Source organism: Ensifer sp. ENS02 (assembly GCF_014851885.1).
In the GTDB taxonomy this organism is placed as follows: Bacteria; Pseudomonadota; Alphaproteobacteria; order Rhizobiales; family Rhizobiaceae; genus Ensifer; species Ensifer adhaerens.
Genome location: NZ_JACVAO010000035.1, coordinates 1 through 23,264 on the forward strand (window position 1 = coordinate 1; position 23,264 = coordinate 23,264).

A 23,264-nucleotide genomic window follows, 5' to 3' on the forward strand; every position below is an offset into this window, starting at 1 on the left:
CCACAAAGCCCAGAACTCTCGTCCCGAACCCCTCAATCAGCACCAAGCCAACCAGGAAACTCTAGAGCGAAGGTCGTCGTCGCCAGCAGCGCCGCCGCCCTCGTCAGTGATCGGGCTTATAGACCCCCATCCTCGCAGACGTCAACAGGGATTTTCATGGGCCCGACATAAATCTCACAACCAATTGAAATTAAACGGTATTTCTATCAACAGACAGCAGTAGCCACTTTCCGCCCGCTTAAACGGGCGGAAATCGATCGTCCCAGGAGGTTCGGCAAGAGGCGGCGATTATTCAGCAACCGGGCCCACGCCCCCGGCAAGCAGCTCCGCTCAAATACGGGGTACTGATCCTGGTGATGAGCCGCCTCCCATTTGCCTGCCTCTCCAGCAGGCGGCCGATGTGGATGTTGCCGACAGCATGGTGTCTCGAACATCTCTGAAAAAATGGGCTCGCTACAGGCCGAGGTTCTGGCAGGAGAAGGTGATCATCTTCTGCGAGCGACGTTGCTCGATCTCGCCTCGAAGGGCTGATGGCACGGCGACCGACGTTCCGAAGAAGGTCGATTTCGCTAAGGAGTCGCGCAAAAGAAGCGGTCACCGCGTCAGAGACGATAAACTGCATCAAACGATGCGAGCATCCCAACCGCAAGCCGCCCGCTTCACCATGACGTTATACACGCGGGCGAAAGTGTGGGCGGCGCTGACGATGTGGGAGCCGTGCTCCCCGACCCAATGGTGGCTCCCGAAAAGAGCCCCTTCCCTTTCTAAACGCGCCCTCTCGTCAGCGTCGATTGCTCGCCTGATCTGATCGAGAAAATGCGACTAGTCGATGCCTGGGTATGTGGCGGCGTCAGCGAGACGCCTAGGCCCACGGTGCGCGACGCAACTGAGGTCGCGGCCGCAGAGGGCGGGGCCGCCTTCAAGCTCGGGGATCGCATGATCATCGAACGGCCGCGAACAAAAGGTCTACGAGTCAGCGGTCGACGTCAGCCGAGCATGGCCATCTTCAACTCCGCCTCGCGGCCGAGGGAGGTCATCCATTCGGTGAACTCGGGGCGGCTTTTGATCTGTCGTCCGTAATGGCGGCGCAGCGCCGTGGTGAGGTCGCTTCCGCGGCCGAGCTGTTCATCGGCAAAGCCGATCATCTGCGAGTTCGGCCAGGCCTGCGGACGGATGGCGACAAGACGGGCAAACAGGCTCTCGCCCGGCTCGTCCGGGTTTGCCTGCGCCATCAGGGTCAGCATCGCGGCGGTCGATCGCGACACGCCCATATGGCAATGCACCAGAACGTGGCTAGACGCCTGCTTATCTGCGCGCTCCAGGAAGTCGTTGCCGAAGCGAAGGATCGCCTCGACATGGTCGGGGCGCGGCATCACCCGGTTAGGTACGGCTGCAATGATGTCGTGGAAGCGCAAGGTCGTGCGGTGATGGGTGCCGTAACCGCCAAACGCCTCAAGTTCCGGCAGCTCCGGATCGACGATCGACAGGACGTGGGTCACCTTCCTGTCGCTCTGGCCCGGTAGTTCGTCGATCCCACAAACGGTCAGCACTGGCGAAAAGGTCGTTTCCATGTCGATTGTCCTTGCATCCGGTTCATAGCGTGTCTGCCTCGCACTTGCGCGCGAGCAGGGCAAAAAGCACGTCGAGCATCACATACATCGGGGCGCGGCCGGTCGGCACGATGAGGGGATGGGTCGAGGCGCGGTAGGCGTTGAGATTGATGCTTCCATCGGCGAGGGAGGCGACGACGGAGCCGCCCGGAGAGATGGAAACTATACGTGCGCCGGCCTTCTTGGCAATCTCGATGTTCGAAATAAGATAGCTCGTTCGGCCCGAGAAGGAGAGCACGAAAAGCACGTCTTCTCCCGTCGGGCGCGGTGCGGAAACCATCTGCAAGGTTGGATCGGAATTCATGCCAGTGAAGATGGGTAGGACGGCGAAGCTGTGACAGCATTGCAAACGAGCCGGGGATGAAGCGTATCAGAGCTTTCAGCATAGCGCCGCGCTGTGGGGGAAAATAGGAATTCGCGTCACGGGAAGCGCGGAAAAAGGGCCGTGGCAGGACCTTCAACATCCGAAAGGGGATGGGACCGGATGCCCCGTACTTAGCGTTCCGCTTGAGCATCAATTTAATCCGGCGAATGTGAAGGTTGTGAACGTGGGTGAGCCTCACTTTGATTTAGACGAGATTTCACTTTTAATCGGACGGAATTCAAACCGTGTATTCCGAGGATAGCAGACTAGGGGTCCGGCTCTGGCTTCGCCACGAAGCCAACGACCAAGCCCCCCGGCCGACTTTCTCCAGTGTCTCCAACCTTGGGTTCGCGCCGCCGACTTCTTTTTCAGCGATCTGCCGACGAGTGAGGCCGACGATCTTGGCAAACTCCTGCTGGCTGAGACCTATGCCTCTGCGGAGGTCACGCTGCGTCCGGGAGATGCAAGCCGCCGCACCGCCATCCTGCAGATGTTCGACTCCGTCTGCGGTGACATGCTAGGAGCCGCAAGCGCTGTGCTTCCCGTCTCCTAGCGCCGCTTCGCTATCAAAGACCGCGACACAACCACAGCGAGGCCGATCAACACCGTCCCCGCGATGAAGAGAAAGGCCGCTGCAGCGATCGCAGGGCTGATGTTTTCACGGATGCTGGAAAACATCTGCCGCGCCAACGTCCGCTGGTTCGGGCCTGCGACGAAGAGCGTGAGGACGACTTCGTCCAACGACGTCGCAAAGGCGAGCACCGCGCCAGAGAGTACGCCCGGCATGGCGAGCGGCAGGGTGACCCGGCGGAACACCGTCGTTGGCGAAGCACCGAGGCTCTGGGCCGCAAGCTCGACGCGCTGGTCAATGCCGGCAAGCGCGCCGGTGACGCTCACGACCACAAAGGGCACCGCAACGACCGTGTGGGCGATGATCACGCCCATGTAACTGTTGGTAAGGCCAAAACCCGCCAGCAGCACTTGCATGCCGACCCCCAGCACGACGGCCGGCACCACCATGGGCAGCAGGAAAAGTGTGCGCATCGAACCGCGAAAGAGAAGAAGGCGGTTGCGCAGGCCGAGCGACGCGGCCGTACCAAGCGCGGTTGCGAGCAAGGTCGTGCCCGTGCCGATGATCAGGCTGTTGACGATTGCCCGCCGCCAGGCGTCCGCGAAGAAGAGTTCCTCAAACCAGCGTAGGGACCACGACGGGATCGGATAGGTGAGGATCACGCTCGAGGTGAAGGCGAGCGGCAGGATGGCAATGAGTGGCGCGACGAGGAAGAGGATCGTCAGCGTGGCGAAGGTGGCCTTGGCGATTTTCATCGGCATGGTCACCGCCCCCCAACTTCGTCGCTGGAGAGCCGTGAGTAGACGCTGTAGAGCAGTAGAGTTGCGACCAGGAGTACGACCCCGAGCGCACCGGCCATGCCCCAATTCGCCGATCCCGTGGCGTAAAAGGCGATGATCGAGGAGATCATCTGGTCGCCCGGTCCGCCAATCAGCGCCGGCGTTATGTAATAGCCAATCGCAGAGATGAACACTAGCAGAGCGCCGGACGCCACACCCCTGAGGCTTAGCGGCAGCAGCACACGCAGGAAAGCGCGCAGCGGGCGTGCGCCGAGCGAGGCGGCGGCCGGCATCAAGTTCTTCGGGATGGTGATGAGCACGGAATAGATCGGCAGCACCATGAACGGCAACAACACATGGGTCATGGCGATGATGACGCCGGTGCGGTTGAAGATCAGCGTCAGCGGCGCATCTATGAGGCCGATGGCGCGCAGGAGATCATTGATGAGACCCTGCTCCTGCAACAGGATGAACCAGGCCGCCGTGCGCACCAGAAGCGACGTCCACAGCGGCAATAATACGGCGCCAAGCATCAAATCACGCTTCCAACCGTCGAGCGAAGCGGCGATGATTGCGTACGGAAAGCCGATACAGGCGCATGCGAAGGTGACGAGCGCGGCTATCCAGAAGGTGCGCATGAGGATCACGGCGTTGACGGACTGGTCTGGCGGCAGATGCTCGATATCACCAGCCGCATTGCGACCAAGATCGACGGCGGCAAGCAGGTTGCGGTCGGTATAGGGCGAGAGCGCATCTGCGATCGCCAGCCAGAACTCCGGCTTCTCCCAGCGTTTGTCGATGGAAACGAGGTCGGCGGGTGGGTTCGCCGTATCTTTCAATGCACTCGTCGTCTTGCCCATCAGCGTGCGAAAACCGGAGCGGGCGCTGTTGAGACGCCGCACCATGTCACCAAGCGCCTGATCGTCGTCGACGGACTTCAGGTCCTCCATCAGCGCCAGCTGCATGGGTGTGGTGGGTGGAGACTTACGGTCCCAATCGGCCAGAACTTCCGCGCTGCGTGGCAGCAGCCGCAACACGGCCGGATCCGACACGGACTGCGCCATCATGCTGAAGAGCGGCCAAACGAAGAAGCCGATGAGGAAAAAGAGCAGCGGCGCCAGAAGAAGCAGCGATCGTCCAGTGCGGGAGGAGACTCCACTCATGGCGCAATGACCCGACAATCGCCGGCCGAAAACGCCGCAAAGACTTTGGTGCCTGGCGGAAACTCGCGCGACCTTCTGCCGAGTTTGGCGATCAGCGGGTGAGTGGCGTTCTGCAACTGCACGCGCAAATGATCGCCCTGATAAACGGAATCCGTAACTTCCGTTTCCAAGACGTTTCGACCCTCACTGCGCGTCTCGCTGAGATCTACCCGTTCCGGACGGATGGAGAGAAAGACGGATTGGCCGGAAGCGACGCTGCCGGAAACCGCCGACACAATTTGTGCCCCGGAACGAAGACGCACAGTCGCTTCCGCGCCTTGCACGGTTTCCACGACACCTTCGACGAGATTGGTCTCGCCGATGAATTCGGCGACGAAGCGCGTCGCCGGCTCGTCGTATACCTGGCGGGGTGTCCCGATCTGCTCGATCTTGCCCTTGTTGAAGACGGCGACGCGATCCGACATCGTAAGCGCTTCGGACTGGTCATGCGTAACGAAAACGATTGTTAGGCCGAGGCGGCGGTGCAGATCGCGGATGTCGAGTTGCATCTGCTCGCGCAACTGCTTGTCAAGCGCGCCGAGTGGCTCGTCCATCAGCACGACACGCGGTTCGAAGACAAGCGCCCGGGCAAGCGCCACGCGCTGCTGCTGGCCACCCGAGAGCTGCGAGGGCCGTCGGTCTGAAAGGGTTGAAAGCTGCACCATGTCGAGTGCACGTTTGACGCGCTCATCGATCCCCGCCTTGCCAATGCCCCGCATCTGGAGCGGAAAAGCGATGTTTTCGCCGACTGACATGTGCGGGAAGAGCGCGTAGCTCTGGAAGACAACACCCATGTCCCGCTTGTAGGTGGGCACCTTATTGATGGCAGTTCCGTCGAGAAGGATCTCGCCCGCGGTCGGCTGCTCGAAGCCAGCGAGCATCATAAGAAGCGTCGTTTTGCCCGAGCCGGACGGGCCGAGCAGGCTGACGAACTCCCCCTTCCCGATGCCGAGATCGAGATGTTCAACCACGCAAAGCGGGCCGTAGAATTTCGTAATGCGGTCAAATCGAATGTATTCGGCCACGGCAGACTCCATCGCTAAAGGCGAAGGATGCGTCCTCGAGAAACGCACCCAGCCATCCAGGAAAGGGCGCTCCCGGTGGAGCGCCCTTCACCACGGATGTTCTTACTGGGCGAGCCAGGCGTTGAAGCGCTGCGTCAGCGTCTCGGCATTGTCGATCCAGAAATCGACATTGAGCGAGATGGCATCTGTCATGTTGGCAGGATCGGTTGGCAGGTCCTTGGAGAATTCCGCCGGTACTTTGGACGCGGCCTCCTTGTTCGGCAGACCGTATGCCACGAATTCCGGCAGTTTCGCCTGGTTTTCCGGCAGGCTCGCAAAAGCGATGAAGTCCTGCGCAGCCTCCTTGTTCTCCGCATCCTTCAACACGACCCAGCTATCGACGGCATAAATGCTGCCGGGAAAGACGACCTTGAAGTTCTTGCCTTCCGACCGATTGATGCCGGTGATGCGGCCGTTGTATGCCGAAGTCATGGCGACTTCGCCCGATGCGAGAAACTGCAACGGCTGTGCGCCCGATTCCCACCAGACGATGTTAGGCTTCAATTCGTCGAGTTTCTTGAAGGCGCGGGCGACCCCCTCCTCTGTACCGAGAACGTCATAGATCTCATCCTTGGAGACACTATCGGCGAGTAGCGCGAATTCCAGCGTGTATTTGGGGCCCTTGCGCAGCGAGCGCTTGCCGGGGAACTTTTCGACGTTCCAGAAGTCCGCCCAGGAAGTCGGGCCTTCCTTCAGCTTGTCGCCGTCATAGGCGATGGCCGTCGACCAGACGATGGCGCCGACACCACAGTCATTGACCGCAGAATCGAGGAATTTGTCCTTACCGCCCATCTTGTCCCAGTCGATCTTTTCATAAAGACCGTCGGCACAACCGAGCGCCAGTTCTTCGGCTTCCACCTGCACCGCATCCCAGTTCGGTGCGCCGGCCTTGACCTTCGACTGGATGACGCCGATCCCGCCGTCCCAGGCTTCGTCGAGCACTGGCTTGCCGGACTTTTCGGAGAACGGTTTGAAGTAGATGTTGCGCTGGGCATCCTGATAGTTTCCACCCCATGAAACGACTGTTAGATCTCGCGCGAAAACCGGCACAGCAAGGCCCGCCGACAGAACGACGGCAGCCGCCGCCAGGACACCCGATTGAAAGATTGTCTTCATGGCATTCCCCTTTTCTTCGTTGGTGAAAGAGCCGCTGCGGCTCCGATGACGATCCCATGCAGACCGTTGTCCCCGTCCTGTTTGCGGCGGTGGCTGCGGCCTCACCGGTCTTTGCGCCCATTCTCCCTTGGACGTTTCAACCGATGGATGCATTCTAGTCATTGCAGGCCAACGGGTTTTTCCCGATTTGACCGTTGTCAGACGTGCTGCCCTCCGTTGATGTGGATTTCCGCGCCGTTGATGTAGGACGATGGCTCGGTGCAAAGGAAGTAGATGGTCTCCGCGACTTCGCGTGGTTCGCCCAGTCTTCGCATCGGCACTTCCGCCGCCACCAGTTCATCGGTTCCGGGCGACAGGATAGACGTTTCGATCTCGCCCGGCGCGATGGCGTTCGCCCTGACGCCGCGTTGGCCGAATTCGTGCGCCATTTCGCGGGTCAGTGAGGCCAGCGCCGCTTTGGACGCCGCATAGGCAACGCCTGCAAAAGGGTGGACGCGAGAGCCTGCGATGGACGTAACATTGACGATCGAGCCCTTCGCCGCTTCCAGTTCCGGCATGAGTGCGCGGGCGATCAAAGCGGTCGACACAAGATTTACGTTGAGCACCTGCGTCCAGACATCGGCATCGGTATCCAGCACACCGAGGCGACTCTTGCCCGGTCCCTTCGGCGAAATGCCCGCATTGTTCACGAGTGCATGCAGTCGGCCGTTCGGTAGGCGCTCGCGAACGGTCGCAGCCAGGCGGTCAATCTGCGTGAGGTCGGCAAGGTCGGCCTGGATATGGCTCTCGCGTGCGGACGGCCAGGCACATTCCTCGGAAAAGGACTGGCGAGAAACGGTGAGAATGCGCCAGCCCTTCGACTGAAAGAGCTTGACCGTTGCGTGCCCGATCCCGCGGCTCGCCCCCGTCAGCAACATGTACCGGCAATCATCGGTCATCGGAGCGCTTCCTTTTGATATTTGATGCATCGTAATAGGCTGCCCATGAATTGCAAGTCTCCTATTCCAAGCGACGTTAAGCCCGGCGCGCCTCCGGCTCGCTGCCCCGTTCGATGCGCTCGAGGATCGGCTTGCCGCCGAGCAGGATGTCGTCGACGATTGCCATCGAAGCGGCGGCGGGATCGTGCCGCTTCAGGGCTTCGACGACCGGGTAGTGGTGGTCAATCATCGCCCGTCCGCCCTCTATGTAAGCATCGGAAATATGTGGCCCCATCCGCAGCCAGAGCCGCCGCAGGATGCTGTTCAGCACCGGCAGCCCGGCGATCTGCGGCAGCAGGAAGTGGAAGGCTTGGTTGAGTTGCGTACCCTTCAGTCGGTCGCCGGCCTCGATTGCTTGTTCGTTTTCGCGCAAGATCCGCTCCAACGCTTCGATATCCGCGCTCGTCGCCACCTGGGCCGCAGTCTCTGCGGCCAGTCCCTCCAGGCGCACCCGTATTGCGCGGATCTCGCGGTAGCGGTTTTCGCTCAAGCCCGGGATGCGGATGTCGCGCGGCGAGCGGAAGATAATCGCCTCGTCATTGGCAAGCCGAAGGATTGCGTCGCGGATCGGCGTAACGCTTGTGCCGAATTGCTCTGCCAGATCCCGGATCTTCAGCCGATCGCCGGGTTGGAACCGGCCCTGGATCAGCGCATCGCACAACGCACCATAAACGACGCTGTTGAGGTTCTCATGATCCAGTGACGTGAATTGAGGCATGGAATTCGTCCGAAAAATGGAATAACAAGATACTTGATGCATCTTTTTCGCTGTGTTTCAAGTATGGCGTGTCGCAGACATCAATTACCGAACGGCCTGGCGCGACAATGTCGTCGTCGTCGTGGTCAGCTGACGGACAGAGATTGACGGAAATGCGGGCGACCGCGCCAACGGAGCAAGCATGACGGAGCCATCGCCCACCGCCAAGAACGCCGATTCCATGTCGGCAACATGGAGCGCGACATCGCTTTCCGATGCGGAGGCGGCGGTGAAGCAGGTGTATGGCGCGAGCGGCTCGATCAGGCGGCTCTCAAGCGAAAGGGACGAGACCTTTCTTTTTACCCGCTCGGACGGAACGGACTTCATCCTCAAGATTGCCAATCCCGCCGAAGACCCGGCCTCGCTTGAGTTCCAGGATGGTGCGCTAATGCATCTGGAGGCTGCGGCCCCCAATGTACCGGTGCCAAGGCTCATGCTCACGAAAACCGGAGCGCCGAGCCATACGCTTTCCACCTCCGATGGCCCCCGCGTCATGCGCCTGTTGACCTTCCTCGGCGGCGAACTGCAGTACCGCACCTCGGCCTCAGAGACGCAGAGCCGCAACGTCGGCCGGGCGCTCGCACAACTTGGGCTGGGTCTCGAAGACTACAAAGGGCGCCCGCCCGCCGGAAAGTTGATGTGGGACATTTCTCATACACTCGACCTTGTCGCCCTGCTCGACCATGTCGGCATCGAGCGCCGAGCGCAGGTGGAGGCCATACTCGCCGAGTTCGAACGCTCGATGCCGGCGATCGCCGCGATCAAGCGCCGGCAGATCATCCATAACGATTTCAATCCGCACAACATCCTGCTTGATCCGGCAGAGCCGACCAAAGTTGTTGGTATCATCGACTTCGGCGACATGGTGCATGCGCCCTTGATCAATGACCTTGCCGTCGCCCTCTCCTATCACCTTGCGACCGACAACTGGGCCGCCCGCACCGGCGCCTTCCTCGAAGGCTTCCTGTCGGCGCGCGCGCTGGAGCCGGCCGAAATCGAGCTGCTACCGCTTCTCGCCCGTTCCCGCCTCGCCATGTCCATCATCATCGCGGAGTGGCGTTCCGCACGTTTTCCTGAGAACCGGGCCTATATCATGCGCAACCACGCGACCGCATGCCGCGGCCTGCAGAACATAGTCGATCTCACTCCGGCCGGGCTGAAACGGCTCGCGCCCAACCTTTCCGAGGCTTGATCATGTCGATGGTGAATGCTTTTTCGCGTGCAGATTTCGACCGACTAGACGAGAGCGAGAGGGCGCTTATCGCGCGCCGAGAAAAAGTGCTCGGTCCCGCCTACCGCCTGTTTTACGAAAAACCGCTGCATCTTGTCCGCGGCGAAGGCGTTTTTCTGTACGACACGGCCGGCGAGCGGTATCTCGACGCTTACAACAACGTGGCGTCGCTCGGCCATTGCCATCCGCGCGTGGTGGAGGCAATCACGAAGCAGACGGCCGTGCTCAACACTCACACACGCTACCTGCACGAAGGTATCGTCGCCTATGCCGAGGCGCTGACGGCCACCTTCCCCAAGGCGCTCAGCCAGGCCATGTTCACCTGCACCGGCAGTGAAGCGAACGATCTCGCCGTTCGCATCGCCCGCTTCGTCACTGGGGGCACCGGCATCATCGCGACGGACCTCGCCTATCACGGCCTGACGAGCGCGGTTGCCGAATTCTCGCCCTCGCTCGGCGAATCCGTGACGCTCGGCCCGCATGTGCGCACGGTGCCCGCGCCGGACAGCTACCGTCACTCGCCCGAACAGATGGCGGTAAAATTCGGCCACGACGTGCGCGCCGCAATCGCCGATCTCAAACGTCACGGCATCAAGCCGGCCATGCTGATCACCGATACGATCTTTTCCAGCGACGGCATCTTCGAAGGGCCGAGAGGTTTTCTCAAGCCTGCGGTGGACGCGATCCACGAGGCTGGCGGCCTCTTCATCGCCGACGAGGTGCAGCCCGGGTTCGGTCGAACGGGCGAAACGATGTGGGGTTTCGAACGCCACGGCGTTGCACCCGACATGGTGACGATCGGCAAACCAATGGGTAACGGCTATCCGATGGCGGGTATCGTGCTGCGCCCCGAGGTTATCGCTGAGTTCGGCCCAAAGGCGCGCTATTTCAACACGTTCGGCGGCAATCCGGTCGCCGCCGCGGCCGGCAAGGCAGTGCTCGACACTATCTGCATTGAGGGGCTGCAGCAAAATGCGCTGGAGGTCGGCTCCTACCTGATGGGTGGCCTCAAGAGCCTTTCGGATCGATACCACGCTCTCGGGGACGTGCGCGGTTCCGGTCTCTTCATCGGCGTCGAGATCGTTGCCGACCCTGCCGCCAAGAGCCCTGATGCCGCGCTAACGACTCGGATCGTAAATGGTCTGCGAGATCGCCGCATCCTCATCAGCGCCTCCGGTCCCAATGCCAATGTTCTGAAAATACGGCCACCTCTCGTCTTTTCTCGCGAGAATGCGGACATGCTGTTGGATGCATTTGGCGACGTGTTGCGGTCTCTCTGAATAGGAGGCTTCGCGCCGCAGTCGGGTTTTACTACCGATTGACGCTTAGGCGAAGACACAGGTAGAACGGTCTCTCGAGTTTGCTCGCTAGCTTTGATTGTTGCGCGATTGGCATCGCGCTCTAACAAACCTTCCTTTCAAAATCGCGGTCAGAACCCATGCCTAGGGCCGGGGCCTTACTTTTGCTTTGGAAGGACCCGTCACGGCCACGGCACCTCTAAGTGCTTCCAACAAAGGCATGGTTTCATCACACCTGACAAGCAGGTGTCGATGGAGCAATCTCGTCGAAGAAAAGCGCCTTACCAACGCCTGCGCGATAAGCGCGGCTAACCATTACGCAGCCAAGGAACCGCAGCACGCGGGTGAGTCGATTGCCGTCCACCAGTGGTCGCCATTGCCGCCTCCATCACAAGATAGATTGAAGGTAAACTATGAAGAGCTTGGACGAAAAACTTCTTATTATTCTGGGCGCCTTCCACAGTGTGCGGTATGGCGTGTCGCCATCCGTCTTACGCGGCGCCGCTGAAAATCATGCCAAGAAACAAGGGCTCGCGGGAAGTGAATACAGCCAGACCCTCGAAGTGGCCATTGGCTCTGGACTTATCGGACTCTCGTCTGACTCATCTCTCTCAATTCGGGCTGCGGGGCGGACGAGGCTAGGCAAACGTTAGCCAGAGCTTGGTGCGGCATGGGGGAACCGCCCCGAGTGGGGCGATACCTCATCCCACGCCTCGCCGAGCGTCGGCACTTCGGGCCGCACGAAGCAGTAAACCGGCTTTCGAGGATTCCAAGAAAACACTTCTCACCGGAAATCGCGCGTCTTCACCTTGATCTGATCGAGATGCAGATAGGGATCGACGATATCGCGCGGACGCGGCCCCTTCGGCAGGCCGCGCGGATCGGGCGCCGGCGCCCCATGATGAAATTCATCCCCCCGCCCATGCGGAAGCGGAAAGCTGGCATCCCGCTCGCCGACGCTGGCAAGTTCGCCTGACAAATCGGTCAGCCGATGGGCGACCAGATGCACGACCTCGCCTTCTCGCTGAATACGACCATAGACGCCGAGCATGCCGGCCCCGAGGACCACGCGGCGATAGCTTTCGAAGGTCTTAGCCCAGACAACCAGATTGGCAATGCCCGTCTCGTCCTCGATCGTGATGAACATCACGCCTTTGGCGGAGCCCGGCCGCTGGCGGACAAGCACCAGGCCGGCCGCCTCAAGCCACCTGCCGTCACGCGTCTGCATCGCCTCCCGGCAGGTGACGATGCGGCGCTTCGTCAGATCCGCGCGCAGGAACGAGAGCGGATGGTCGCGCAGCGTCAGCCCGACATGCTCATAGTCCTCCACCACTTCGCCGCCCGCAGTCATCGGCCTTAGCGCCACTGACGGCTCATCGAGTTCGGCGACGGTCCGACTTTCCCGGGCAGATGCCGCGGCAAAGAGCGGCAGCGGCTCGTCGCGCAATGCCTTGATCGCCCAAAGTGCCTCGCGCCGGGCAAGCCTCAGTGAAGGCTGAAACGCATCGGCCTCGGCAAGCTGGACGAGCGAGGCTGCCGGAACCCCTGCCCGACGCCAGAGATCGTCGACGGTCTCGAAAGGTCGTTCATCGCGCACAACGACAATCGCCGCAGCGTCGACATTGGCCAGCCCCTTGGCCATGCGAAGACCAAGACGGACGGCAAAGCGACTTTCATCCGCTGTTGCCTCAAGCGTGCAATCCCAGCGGCTGGCGTTCACACAAACTGGCCGAACCTCGACCCGATGATCGCGCGCATCCCGCACGATCTGGGCCGGGGCGTAAAAACCCAACGGCTGCGCGTTCAGAAGCGCCGCGCAGAAGACGTCCGGGTGCCAGCATTTGAGCCACGAGGAGGCGTAGGCGATCAGCGCGAAGGACGCCGCATGGCTTTCAGGAAAGCCGTAGCTGCCGAAGCCTTCGAGCTGCTTGAAGGTCTTAATCGCAAAGTCCGGCTCGTAGCCGTTTGCGACCATGCCCCGGACAAGCTTCTCCCCGAACTTCGACACACCGCCGGTATGCTTGATCGGTCCGTCAAGAATGAAGCGTATCGGAGCTTTCAACAAAGCGCCGCCTCAGCGGGAAAGCGGGAATTCGCGTCACGCGACGGGCGGAAAAAGGGCCGCCGCAGGAGCTTCAACATAGTGGCCCGAAGGGGAAGAGGGATCGACTGCCCCCGTCCGTCGCGTTCCGTGTACACTCTTTGTTTTCGAGCGACGGGCCGCGCGATAAAGCAAGTTACATTTTAAATTGGACGGAATTCTGCTTTAAATTGGACGCCAATGGAGTTAACATTGGCCGCATGACCAATACAAATCGCCCGAACACACTCATCCAACGCAAGGCCCGCTCCATGGTCGAGACGGCGCTGTCGGACACGCGCGTCGTTCTCGTCGCCGGACCAAGGCAGGCAGGAAAGACCACCCTTGCGCGACAGTTCTCTGGAACAGAGCGGCCGTACTACACCCTTGATGACGCCGGCACACTCAGCGCCGCCAAATCCGACCCTGTAGGCTTCGTTCGCGGCCTCGACCGAGCGGTAATTGACGAAGTTCAGCGTGCGCCTGAGTTAATGCTTGCGATAAAGGAAAGCGTAGATCGCAGCGATGAGCCGGGCCGCTTCCTGCTCACAGGTTCAGCAAACCTCGCCACCGTGCCGGCGGTGGCAGACTCTCTTGCCGGCCGCATGGCCCTAATTTCGTTGCTGCCGTTTGCACAGGCTGAAATCCGATCGACCCCAGGCCGCTTTCTTGATCGCATTTTTGCGGGAGAGGTGCCCGCGATCGCGGACGGACTTGTGCTCGGCGACGACCTTGTTGAGACGGTTGTACGTGGAGGGTACCCTGAGGTCGTACGCAGGACGCAGCCCGGCCGGCGCACCGCGTGGCTTGAAGACTACGTGGCGCTTATCCTTGACAGAGACGTGCGCGACATTGCCAACATCGATCAGTTGGGCAGGTTGCCGCGCCTCCTTAATGTTCTTGCAGAGCATGCGGGACAGTTGGTCAATCATAGCGGATTCGGCACGGCCCTCGGACTATCCAGTGTCACCGCTCAAAAGTATGTAGCAATCCTTGAGCGACTCTTCCTTGTCCGAACCCTCGCGCCATGGTCCAACAACCGGCTTAGTCGCCTGGTAAAAACACCAAAGTTGCATTTTCTCGACACTGGCCTGCTCGCAACCCTGCGCGAAGACGATGTCAACAGTATCCGTGAAAACAAGACGCGTTTCGGTCCTTTGCTCGAAAGCTTCGTCGCATCAGAACTCCTAAAGCTTGCATCTTGGTCCGAACGCCGACTTTCGTTCTCTCACTATCGGACGAAGGATCAGATCGAGGTCGATGTTGTTGTCGAGGACCGGCGCGGTCGCGTCGTCGGCATCGAGGTCAAGGCATCGTCGACGGTTAAGGCTGAAGACTTCAAAGGGCTTCGTCAGTTACAGGAGGCGGTAGGCGACCGCTTCCTGCACGGCATCGTTTTGCACGATCACGACCGCGTGACGCCATTTGGCGAAAAATTGCACGCCGCTCCGCTTTCGGTCCTGTGGACGATGTAAAATCACGAGATACTTATTATGGAACTAACATGCGGTTTCGGAAGTGTTGCTTTTTGCCTCCGAACCGCCTTTTAGGCTGCTTGTGATTTCTGTGCAAAACTGCGGTTCGGCCTGTTGCTTTCCCGTTTCAATGTGAGACGTTTGCCGCGCATAAAATCGCGAGGCAGCATGCCGGTCAATCTATCGCATCGAATGTTGCCGCCAGCCCTTCGTGGTATCGTCAGTGTGAATTCACTCGGGCTACCGCGCTTCTTCGCAACCATCTGGTCTGACGCGCTCAATTCTTGGGAAGCATCGACTCGTCGACGGCACCTGGCTGCACTGGACAGGCTCTATCAAGCGGTGGAGGAACAGAACGGCGTAGACTGTCTCGACCGTTTGATCGCGGATGCTGACTGCGATGCCTTGGAGGATTGCCTTGTCGGCTTCTTGGCGCAGCTCCGCAATGAAGCTGTGATCAAACAGTTGGACAATACTCCGACGTGGAGCACTGCGGTCGAGTTCATCAAAGAGATGTTGCAGCAGGCCCAGAAAGGAGCTGGCCCCCGTGCAAATGAGATCGCAGCGAAGATATTACGGCTCGAAAACTACTATGGCCAACTGGTGCCAAATTCGCCAAGGCCGCCGCCTCCAATCCGGGCGCTTCCGCCGCTAGTTATCGAAGACCTGTACGAAATCTTCAGGCCGGATTCACCTCGAAATCCGTTCAGGACTGAGACATTGCGGTGGCGCAACCTCCTGGTCTTCATGTTGCTATTGCGCCTCGGGCTTCGGCGTGGCGAAGGCGCGTTACTGTACGCTTCCTCGTTCAAGGAGGACTTTGATCCCGTTGGCCGCAAGACCGTTCACTGGCTAGATGTCGAGGAAGTCGATGATCCGGACCCTCGATACGAGCAGCCCGGCCTGAAGACGGAGGCCTCGCGACGCCAGCTTCCGCTACAGGAAGAGATCGTTGAACTCGTCAGGTTCTACATACGCAACTATCGCGGACGGGCAAACCACCCACACCTTCTCATCTCTCAGAAAGGCTCACCGCTTTCGCTGCGATCCATCAGTGAAATCTTCGAGGTAGCCACTAAGGCTCTGTCCGATGAAGCCAAGCAATCTTTGAAAAAACAGAGACTTAACGGCGTATCATGCCATGATCTCCGCCATACATCTGCTGTCGTCAGGATGCGTCGGTATCAAGATACGGGCAATGACCTGGACAAGGCGCAAGAGAAGTTAAGAACGTTCTTTGGGTGGTCAAAGAAGTCGGATATGCCACGCCTCTATGCCAAGGCCTACTTCGAAACCAGCCTGGACGAAGTCTGGGGCGAAAAGTTCGATCACTTCGTCGATGCCCTTAGGCGTACTGTTCCAGAGGCCGGACGATGAGTGTCATCGCACACAGTGTGAAGCCGGAACTACTTGAAAAATTGGCGGAACTCTCTGCGGGGCTGCCACAACTCCCCCCGATTGTCAGATACTACGACGACTTCGCGGATGAGATGATGGCCATTCGCAACCTTGGTGATCATGACGATGTCGTTCTTCGAGTGGACGGCGTTCAATATCCTTTGGAATTTGCGCGATTCGGAGCCACTTCCGGCGTAGTGAAGCGTGTTTTGGTCGACTGGCTTCACCAATATGATCCGCATTCGATCAAGCTATGGTTCGATAGGCTCTGTAGTTACATTGGTCGCCGAGGACTAGATTCCTTCACACACCTTATCGCCTCGTATCCATTCGATGCCCGTGCCCATTGGACCTCATTCGTTCTAGCCCAGGTGCAGGTGGACGAAGGCTCCGCGTTAAGGGCGATGTTACGATCTCTGTGTCGATTGAATATCGGGCATTGGGAGCCTTCAGCGTTATCCGTTGTTCGTGCACTGCCAAGTCCGAAAGTCGACAGATATCGCGTCGTCCGCATCGGCGACTGCTTCCTGCCGCTCGATCAACAGAGCCTTATCGTCGACCACATCGACGCGATGTGCGCGGCGCTTTCGAATGATACGCAGTCGATAGATACCGAGGCGCTGCGGGACGTGTGCATTCTAGTTACGTCGTACCAGTATGCCTTCCGTCCAGGCCAGATCGCGAGGATCGAAACGGCCGACGTACGTCTTTACTCGACTGGTGCGGTGCATGTGGCAGTCACCCGGATCAAGCAGAAGGATAAGCGCAAGCGAATTCGAGAAACTCGGCGGATCAAGCGAGAATGGGGTCCACTCTTCAACGAGTTCGTGAAGCGGCGGGATGCAGGAAGCGTCATGCTGGAAAAGGGTGTGCCCCCTCACCTCCTCTTCGGGCTCACACCATCTGGCGTAAGCCGCGTCATACTTGAGCTTACAGCCGACTTGACGGGCGAGGCTTGGTCGCCGACGGACCTGAGACACACGGCGGCGCAACGCCTCGCGGACGGCGGCATCTCGCACGCTGGTCTGTCGGAGTTCATGGGACACTCTAGCGACCGCGTAGCCAATGTCTACTTCGACGCATCGCCACCACAGGCCAAGCGTATCAATGATGCCCTTGCGATCTCGCCCATCTACAAGAACGTTGCCAAGATTGCGACAACGAGGACCATCGACAAGGAGATGCTTCTGGGCCTCCCGGCCGAGAAGCAGATCGGGGGTGTGCCTCACGGGATTCCTATTGCGGGGATAGGAGGTTGCAACCTGGGTCAAAACCTCTGCATGAAAAACCCGGTGGTGGCTTGCTATACTTGCTCGCAGTTCATGCCGCTCAATGATCCTGAAATCCATCAGGACGTCGTGGAGAGCCTTCGCCCGGTCGTCACTGAGTTCGCCGCCGCATCCCGCAACAACCAGCAATCTCCTGCTTACGCTCAATTGAAGAGCACCCTGGACGCCGCAAGACGTGTTGCCGAGGAACTGAAATCCGATGGTGGGGTTGGGCCATGAACCCGTTCTATGCCGAGTACATTGCCACGGCCAAGAGGCTGGCCGAAGAGCGTGGCCTGAGTTGGAAGCTTGCCTTTGATGATGAGGGCAAGGTCACCAAGGAGACGAGGTGGAACCTTACGGAGCTGAGGGGCGGGCTGTCGAAACCTGTCTCATGGCTTGGGCAGGTCGGGGTCGACACCGCGCCATTCGAGAAATTGAACGAGATCAAAGCCGAAATGGGGCAAGGCCTCTTACTGCCAAAGCCCATGTCGCCTGCCTGGCTGGACTTATTCCAAGCCGTTTTGATCCATCAGCTCCTCCTTGGGCAGACGAAGCCCGGAAGCGCCGTTCAAGTGGCCGCTGGCATCCGACGGCTGGCACCAGCTGCAGAGAATACTCCGCCCTGGGCAGTTACCCCTGATCAAATCCAGCAGGCCTACAACGCCGTTCTGCGATCCTCAGAATCCGGCAAGCAGGCGCTCGACTTCGTGACGATGGTCAGGAACGTCATCGACAGACAAAAGCTTGCCGATATCCCCGCTCTGGCCCGGTTCTGTCAGCCCTATTCCAGCAAGGAAGCGTTGACAGCGCAGCAGCGGGCCGATGCGGTCAGGAACCGCCAAAACGCGCATGGTGGCCGCAAGAGCCTGCGGCGCAGCTTGGCTGAACGGAAGTCGGCGTCGAAGCTTCCGGATGAGAAGGCCTTCTGGGAACTGGTGCGGATTGTCTTCACCGAGACACCCCTGTCCTTCTCGGATGCGATCCGGTTCGCAGCGTTCAAGGTCCAGATCATCCTCGGCTTCCGGATCGGAGAGGCGGCCCTTCTTCCATTGGACTGGAAGCGTTGGCGCGAATATCTGGACGCCGACGGCCGACCGGCCGGAGAGCATGGTGGGTTCTCCCGCTCGCTGATCATCAGGTACTTCGCCGAAAAGCAGGATGAGGACGACCTTGCCGAGGGCTTGGCCCTGTACGAGAACATCCAGCACGTCCCACCGATGTTCGAGGAGATTGTGGTCGAGACGCTCGACCACATCGCCACCATTACCGCCCCGCTGCGGGAGCGATTGAAACGGCAGGCTGAAACGGGTCGCATCTTTCCCGAATATGCCGAAGACGCGCTCGTTCCTGCCTGGGAGATGTACGTCCGCATGACAGGAAATGCCGTCTTCTCGGATGCAGAGGTTCCGCCAGAGTTAATCCGGCAATACCGTGAAAGCTACGATCCCCAGTACCTCGACACGATCCGCGATCTTCAACTAGACGGCAGGCCCGCTGGTCTGTCGCAGTTTTGGACCAACCCGGCTCAACGGACCATCCCGATCCGGACGTCGGCAGGCGTGATTGAGAGTGGTCGGATCAACTGGCGATCCGCATTCGTCCGTATCGGTGACGTTGAGGAACATATCCGAGAAAATCGCGGCACAAAGCTGTCCGCCACCAAGCCAACAACGACAACCGACGGCACGTTGTTTTATCCCCACGACCTCCTGTTCCTTATGCCGATCAGAAACGTGATCGAGGGGCGCAACAACGGCCTTCTCGACACGACTATGTACTCTGCCATCGGAATTTTGGACAAAGGGCCACTGAACGGATCGTTAAGCGGCAAGGCAAGCTGGGCGACCCTCTTCCAGCGATACGGCCAGACTGACGAGGACCGCGCGTTAACGCTGACCTCTCATTCCCTGCGGCACCTGCAGAACACCGAGCTGTTCCGTCTCGGGGTCGCCGACACGATGATCACCAAAAAGTTCGGCCGCCGTAGCGTTCAGCAGAGCTACGAGTACGATCATCGAAGCCTTCATGAGGATATCGAACATATCGACGTTCCTCCGGAAGCCGAAGATTCTCTCGGCGACAAGGCGCTTCAGGTCTACAAGATGATCGCCGCCAATAAGGTGCGTGGACCTATCGTCGACGAGTTCCGGCGTGTCCAACGCGAGTATGGCGACGACGCAGCCTTCGACTACCTAAATGCCGAGGCCGACGGTCTCCACGTCACGCCATACGGGCTATGCGTGAATAGCTTCACCAGCGATCCCTGCCCGAAACACCTCGAATGCTTCAACGGCTGCCTTCATCTTGCCCGAACCGACATTGTCGAAGAGCACAATCATCTTGAAAAAATGCGAGACCGCTTCGCGAAGATTATCGTCCAGTTGGAAGCCGTGCCCGAGGGTCGTCGATATGCTGGCTGGGCAAACCAGCTCACACATGCCCGTATTCGCTACGACAACATCGGCAAAGCGCTCGCGACTGAACCCGGTGAACACCCCTTCCCCGATGGCAAGGACCTCTCCGTGACGCCCGAGCAGAAGTTCGGCAACAGCATTATCGATACCATGAACCGTCTGAGAGACCTCGATGATTGATAAGAGCGCCCATCTTGAGGAGTTGCTGGAGGCGATGATCGCCGAAAACGAAACCATCACCGCCAGGGCCATCGTCCGGCGCAGCGGCAGCGTCTTCAAAAACGCCACCGACATCACCCGGAATGTCGACCGCCGCACCAAGTTCGAGGCCGCCCAGCGCAGACAGGAGACGATACGGGCTGCAATTGACCGGAGCAGCAAGAAATCCCGCGCCGAACTGGAGCGGCTCGTCGAGGTGAAGAACGCCGAGATCGATGAACTGCAGGGCGACAGGCAGCTCGTGATCGCCTCACATCGCATGATGATCCTTGCTGTCGCCGAGATGGGCGGGTTCTCGAAATGGAAGCGGTTCTTCGAGGGGTATCAAGCAGTGGTCGACAAGCTCGACAGCATGGATGCCATTCCTTCCGGTGAAGTCGTCGCACTTCCTCCGAGGAAGTCCTGATGGCGCGTGGGACTGGCAAAAGTGGCGTCGAGATCGCACAAGAGCATGTCGATGCCCTGATCGAATATCTGGAGCGACGCAAGGACGAGCCGCTTCCGAGATACGGCGTCGATCTGAACAAGAGCCTCATCGCCAAGGAATGCGGGTTCGACCGGCAGGTATTCCGCACGAACCCCCGCTGCGCCGAAATCCTGGGCAACGCAGACGACCGTGATCGCAAGGCTAACCTGACGCGCCTCGAACAGGCGGAAGCGGATCGCGAGCAGAAGGCCAAGGTCGATGGCAACCAGATGGCTCTGGAAGAGGAGAACCTTCGTCTGAAGGCCGAAAACGCTTCCCTTCGCCGCGAGGTGGATCGCTTCAAGCGCTTGAGCGCGGTGATCGCGGAGACTGGGAGACTTCCATGATTGGGTGTTTGAAGTCTGGTCCTCGGAGCCGCGCCGTCGTGGCCCCGACAGGCCGTGGGAGCTGGATCGTAGTGAACGAGGCGCAGGGACCCGCGACGTCCCGTCGTGGGTGGCCGCAGTGAACGGAGAGCCAGAGCCCATGGCAGGGGCCAATCAACGACGGGGTGGCGCAGAGGGGCAGACGTTCCTGGTCCTTGGTGAGCGTTCTGAGCAGTCTTCCTGGGAGCTGTCCATCACGTCCGTTCACGCCAGCCGGTTCGGCGACCATGTCATCATCGGTCGGGACGGAACCGAGCAGCTTCGTCGTGCGCTCGTTCCGTCGAAGAGGTCGCCGCGCGACCCGGCCGTGGGCGAGACGTGGCGCGTCACGGGTTCTGTCCAGCTTCATCCCGAGTACGGACCGCAACTCCATGCCGAGGTGTCGCTCCCTTTGGTGACACGTGGGCGGGCGATCATCCGGCATCTCGCCACCGACAAGCGCTTCGTCGGTATCGGCTGGGCGACGGCGGAGAAGGTCTGGGATCGCTTCGGCGAGGCCGTCTACGACATCATCCGGGATCGTGACCTGAAGGCTCTCGCGGAGGTCGTCGGCGCGGATCGGGCCATCGCTATCGTCGACGGCTTCGGCATGCTCACCGAAGAGGTCGAAATCTTCCGCTGGCTGGATCGGTACGGCGTCTCGCCTCGCGTGGCCGGTGCTGCCGCTCGTGTCTGGGGTCTTGGAGCCATTGACCGCATAAAGGCCGACCCGTTCACGATGACACTGCTTGAGCCATGGAAGGACGTGGACGCGCGAGCGCTTCGGCTGGGTCTCGCCCTCGACGATCCGAGGCGGCTGACGGCCTCCGTCGAGGAAGCGTTGGCGATCCGCTTCCGGGCAGGGAACATGGCCTCCCCTTCCCCGGTTCTGAAGCCTCTGGTGAAGCGCCTGCTCGTACCTTGGACCGGCGATCCGACGCGTGCCATCGATCTGGCATTGGCCAGCGGTCGTGTCGTGTCGCCTGCGCCCGATCTTCTGCAATCGAGGGCGTGCCGGTTCATGGAGGAAGAGGTCGCGCGACAGGTCAGCGAGCGCGTTGGTCGTGAAGTTCCGGCATTCGACGGCAAACTCGTCGTTGACGCCATCGCCAGGGTGGAGGAGGAAATCGGCTACGCGCTTACCGATGCCCAGCGTGAGGCGGTGTACATGGCCACGAGCTGCGGCATTTGCGTCATCAGCGGTGGTGCAGGTACGGGCAAGACAACCGTCATGCGGGCGATCCTTGCTGCACTGGAGGCCATCCGCAATGGTCTTCCAGCGTCGCAGCGCCAAGGCGTCGAACACCTGCAGGTGGCGCTTGCAGGCCGCGCCGTCAGACGGATCAGCGAAGCGACAGGTCGTCCAGCGAGCACCCTCTCGCGACTGGTGCACGACATCGAAAATGCAGGCCGCCGTGTCCAGTCAGGGACCGTCATCTTCGACGAGTCCTCGATGCTCGACACCCCGTCGATCTACCGGGTGCTCGCTCAGTTGCCGAACGAGGTCAACCTGATCTTCATCGGTGACCCCGGCCAGCTCCCGCCTATTGGACCCGGCCTGCCCTTCCATACCATGGTCAAGGCAGCGGGCATTCCTTCGGTCACCTTGGACATCGTTCACAGACAGGACGATGCGACCGGCATCCCAGCCGTCGCCTCGGCGGTACGCACCGGAAAGGCAGTTGGCCTCAGGCGCTTCGATCCGAACGTGGCACTGACACCTGGCGTCTATCTCTTCCCTGCGTCGAAAGACGACATAGCCGGAAAGACCGTTGCCGCCTTCCGCGCGATGTGCGGGCGGGTGCCAGCCTACGGCAAGACGGCCGCCCTGCACGAGATGGACGTTCAGATACTTACGCAGGTGAAGAACGGACCCGCCGGTTCGAAGGAGCTAAATCGCGCCATCGAGGCCGAGTACATGGCCAGGCAGGCGAACGTCGAGGACTGGGGCTTGAGCGTTGGCTCGAAGATCATGTGGCTGAAGAACGATTACTCGAAGGCCCCTCAACTCGACGCCGAAGGAGAGCCCATTGTCGACAAGGTAACGGGCGATCCGATCTGCACGGGGTTCATGAACGGCTCTCTGGGCGTGGTCACGAAACCCCACGCCAAAGGTGCCTGGGTTCGGTTCGACGACGGCGCTGAAGACGCGATCACCACCGCCGACCTTGAGAAGCTCACTCACGGCTGGGCGATCAGCGTGCACAAGGCGCAGGGCTCGGCATTCAAACGGGTCATCATCCCCGTTGTTCGGTCCAAGCTGCTGGATCGGACCATGCTCTACACAGCCATAACTCGCGGCATAGAGACCGTCGTTCTCGTCGGCGACATCGATCTCATCAATGAGATAATCGCGGCAGCTCCAGCGAGCCTCCAGCGGAATACCGCCCTTCGGTTCGGCGAGGAATAGAGCAACACACGGCGAGTTCGCCGCCTGCAACACTGGCAGAAGATGTTGCGATTCCACGCCGGACGAAAGCAACAAACGCAGGGAAAACCGGTGTGCAACACCGCTTTCGACATATGGACGTCAAAAGCCCCTTCGGCAAAAGGCGTTGGCTTTACTCACTCACCCAGCTTCAATGCCGAAACCGCACTCTTTGGAAC

The 23,264-nt window shown here is 60.1% G+C and carries 19 protein-coding genes and 1 pseudogene; 9 read left to right on the forward strand and 11 right to left on the reverse strand.

What is annotated here, in order from left to right; genetic code table 11:
* Window positions 1-453 precede the first annotated feature (453 nt).
* From IB262_RS36565 to IB262_RS34795, 10 genes are all read right to left on the reverse strand, one after another.
* Window positions 454-585 (reverse strand): hypothetical protein, encoded by a 132-nt coding sequence (locus IB262_RS36565; RefSeq protein ID WP_255381413.1) that lies wholly within the window; start codon window positions 583-585, stop codon window positions 454-456.
* Between the two features lie 401 nt (window positions 586-986).
* Window positions 987-1,571: a dual specificity protein phosphatase family protein gene (locus IB262_RS34755; protein WP_112977429.1), complete on the reverse strand. Its 585-nt coding sequence runs from the start codon at window positions 1,569-1,571 to the stop codon at window positions 987-989.
* Window positions 1,572-1,593: 22 nt separating this feature from the next.
* A complete protein-coding gene (locus IB262_RS34760; RefSeq protein ID WP_060644503.1) occupies window positions 1,594-1,914 on the reverse strand; it encodes an SIS domain-containing protein in 321 nt (106 codons plus the stop codon).
* Between the two features lie 298 nt (window positions 1,915-2,212).
* A complete protein-coding gene (locus IB262_RS35785) occupies window positions 2,213-2,464 on the reverse strand; it encodes a helix-turn-helix transcriptional regulator (RefSeq protein WP_246802833.1) in 252 nt (83 codons plus the stop codon).
* A 59-nt stretch (window positions 2,465-2,523) separates the two neighbouring features.
* Entirely contained in the window at window positions 2,524-3,306 is a 783-nt protein-coding gene (locus IB262_RS34770) for an ABC transporter permease (protein ID WP_089046041.1), read from the reverse strand.
* Window positions 3,307-3,308: 2 nt separating this feature from the next.
* Window positions 3,309-4,487, reverse strand: a complete 1,179-nt coding sequence (locus IB262_RS34775) for an ABC transporter permease (RefSeq protein ID WP_060606811.1) — start codon at window positions 4,485-4,487, stop codon at window positions 3,309-3,311.
* Entirely contained in the window at window positions 4,484-5,551 is a 1,068-nt protein-coding gene (locus IB262_RS34780; protein WP_177235764.1) for an ABC transporter ATP-binding protein, read from the reverse strand. Before IB262_RS34780 ends, IB262_RS34775 begins: the two co-directional genes overlap by 4 nt.
* 102 nt (window positions 5,552-5,653) lie before the next feature.
* Window positions 5,654-6,706 carry an ABC transporter substrate-binding protein gene (locus IB262_RS34785; protein ID WP_192494518.1) on the reverse strand — a complete coding sequence of 351 codons (1,053 nt, stop codon included), beginning with the start codon at window positions 6,704-6,706 and terminating at the stop codon, window positions 5,654-5,656.
* A gap of 197 nt (window positions 6,707-6,903) precedes the next feature.
* Window positions 6,904-7,644 (reverse strand): SDR family oxidoreductase, encoded by a 741-nt coding sequence (locus IB262_RS34790; protein ID WP_034800406.1) that lies wholly within the window; start codon window positions 7,642-7,644, stop codon window positions 6,904-6,906.
* Window positions 7,645-7,720: 76 nt separating this feature from the next.
* Complete coding sequence (locus tag IB262_RS34795) at window positions 7,721-8,401, reverse strand: GntR family transcriptional regulator (protein ID WP_034800404.1); 681 nt, start codon at window positions 8,399-8,401, stop codon at window positions 7,721-7,723.
* Between the two features lie 181 nt (window positions 8,402-8,582).
* Here IB262_RS34795 and IB262_RS34800 point away from each other — a divergent pair, with 181 nt between their 5' ends.
* Together IB262_RS34800 and IB262_RS34805 are read left to right on the forward strand one after the other, a co-directional pair.
* Window positions 8,583-9,632, forward strand: a complete 1,050-nt coding sequence (locus IB262_RS34800) for a phosphotransferase enzyme family protein (RefSeq protein ID WP_192494519.1) — start codon at window positions 8,583-8,585, stop codon at window positions 9,630-9,632.
* Window positions 9,633-9,634: 2 nt separating this feature from the next.
* Window positions 9,635-10,951, forward strand: coding sequence for an aspartate aminotransferase family protein (locus tag IB262_RS34805; RefSeq protein WP_060606815.1), 1,317 nt, complete (start codon window positions 9,635-9,637; stop codon window positions 10,949-10,951).
* A gap of 802 nt (window positions 10,952-11,753) precedes the next feature.
* Here the strand turns inward: IB262_RS34805 and IB262_RS34810 are convergent.
* Window positions 11,754-12,992 (reverse strand): annotated as a pseudogene (locus tag IB262_RS34810) (OB-fold nucleic acid binding domain-containing protein); the annotation flags it as partial.
* Window positions 12,993-13,270: 278 nt separating this feature from the next.
* On the opposite strand from IB262_RS34810, the gene IB262_RS34815 reads away from it, so the two are divergent.
* The 7 genes from IB262_RS34815 to IB262_RS34845 all read left to right on the forward strand — a co-directional run bounded on the left by IB262_RS34815 (window position 13,271) and on the right by IB262_RS34845 (window position 23,067).
* The gene (locus IB262_RS34815) at window positions 13,271-14,524 is read left to right on the forward strand and encodes an ATP-binding protein (RefSeq protein ID WP_192494520.1); all 1,254 of its coding nucleotides are present in this window, start codon (window positions 13,271-13,273) and stop codon (window positions 14,522-14,524) included.
* Between the two features lie 168 nt (window positions 14,525-14,692).
* The gene (locus IB262_RS34820) at window positions 14,693-15,901 is read left to right on the forward strand and encodes a tyrosine-type recombinase/integrase (protein WP_192494521.1); all 1,209 of its coding nucleotides are present in this window, start codon (window positions 14,693-14,695) and stop codon (window positions 15,899-15,901) included.
* A complete protein-coding gene (locus IB262_RS34825; RefSeq protein WP_192494522.1) occupies window positions 15,898-17,430 on the forward strand; it encodes a site-specific integrase in 1,533 nt (510 codons plus the stop codon). The genes IB262_RS34820 and IB262_RS34825 overlap by 4 nt, the downstream gene beginning before the upstream one ends.
* A complete protein-coding gene (locus tag IB262_RS34830) occupies window positions 17,427-19,787 on the forward strand; it encodes a hypothetical protein (protein ID WP_192494523.1) in 2,361 nt (786 codons plus the stop codon). Before IB262_RS34825 ends, IB262_RS34830 begins: the two co-directional genes overlap by 4 nt.
* Window positions 19,780-20,232, forward strand: a complete 453-nt coding sequence (locus tag IB262_RS34835; protein ID WP_192494524.1) for a hypothetical protein — start codon at window positions 19,780-19,782, stop codon at window positions 20,230-20,232. Before IB262_RS34830 ends, IB262_RS34835 begins: the two co-directional genes overlap by 8 nt.
* Window positions 20,232-20,639 (forward strand): hypothetical protein, encoded by a 408-nt coding sequence (locus tag IB262_RS34840; protein ID WP_192494525.1) that lies wholly within the window; start codon window positions 20,232-20,234, stop codon window positions 20,637-20,639. Before IB262_RS34835 ends, IB262_RS34840 begins: the two co-directional genes overlap by 1 nt.
* A 4-nt stretch (window positions 20,640-20,643) precedes the next feature.
* Window positions 20,644-23,067, forward strand: coding sequence for an AAA family ATPase (locus IB262_RS34845; RefSeq protein WP_348646958.1), 2,424 nt, complete (start codon window positions 20,644-20,646; stop codon window positions 23,065-23,067).
* The last annotated feature ends 197 nt before the right edge of the window (window positions 23,068-23,264 follow it).

Excerpts from the sequence above, each read along its gene's own strand:
- IB262_RS34755 (WP_112977429.1), bottom strand. The coding sequence starts at position 1,571 with ATGGAAACGACCTTTTCGCCAGTGCTGACCGTTTGTGGGATCGACGAA.
- IB262_RS34760 (WP_060644503.1), bottom strand. The coding sequence starts at position 1,914 with ATGAATTCCGATCCAACCTTGCAGATGGTTTCCGCACCGCGCCCGACG.
- IB262_RS34770 (WP_089046041.1), bottom strand. The coding sequence starts at position 3,306 with ATGCCGATGAAAATCGCCAAGGCCACCTTCGCCACGCTGACGATCCTC.
- IB262_RS34775 (WP_060606811.1), bottom strand. The coding sequence starts at position 4,487 with ATGAGTGGAGTCTCCTCCCGCACTGGACGATCGCTGCTTCTTCTGGCG.
- IB262_RS34785 (WP_192494518.1), bottom strand. The coding sequence starts at position 6,706 with ATGAAGACAATCTTTCAATCGGGTGTCCTGGCGGCGGCTGCCGTCGTT.
- IB262_RS34790 (WP_034800406.1), bottom strand. The coding sequence starts at position 7,644 with ATGACCGATGATTGCCGGTACATGTTGCTGACGGGGGCGAGCCGCGGG.
- IB262_RS34795 (WP_034800404.1), bottom strand. The coding sequence starts at position 8,401 with ATGCCTCAATTCACGTCACTGGATCATGAGAACCTCAACAGCGTCGTT.
- IB262_RS34800 (WP_192494519.1), top strand. The coding sequence starts at position 8,583 with ATGACGGAGCCATCGCCCACCGCCAAGAACGCCGATTCCATGTCGGCA.
- IB262_RS34805 (WP_060606815.1), top strand. The coding sequence starts at position 9,635 with ATGTCGATGGTGAATGCTTTTTCGCGTGCAGATTTCGACCGACTAGAC.
- IB262_RS34815 (WP_192494520.1), top strand. The coding sequence starts at position 13,271 with ATGACCAATACAAATCGCCCGAACACACTCATCCAACGCAAGGCCCGC.
- IB262_RS34820 (WP_192494521.1), top strand. The coding sequence starts at position 14,693 with ATGCCGGTCAATCTATCGCATCGAATGTTGCCGCCAGCCCTTCGTGGT.
- IB262_RS34825 (WP_192494522.1), top strand. The coding sequence starts at position 15,898 with ATGAGTGTCATCGCACACAGTGTGAAGCCGGAACTACTTGAAAAATTG.
- IB262_RS34830 (WP_192494523.1), top strand. The coding sequence starts at position 17,427 with ATGAACCCGTTCTATGCCGAGTACATTGCCACGGCCAAGAGGCTGGCC.
- IB262_RS34835 (WP_192494524.1), top strand. The coding sequence starts at position 19,780 with ATGATTGATAAGAGCGCCCATCTTGAGGAGTTGCTGGAGGCGATGATC.
- IB262_RS34840 (WP_192494525.1), top strand. The coding sequence starts at position 20,232 with ATGGCGCGTGGGACTGGCAAAAGTGGCGTCGAGATCGCACAAGAGCAT.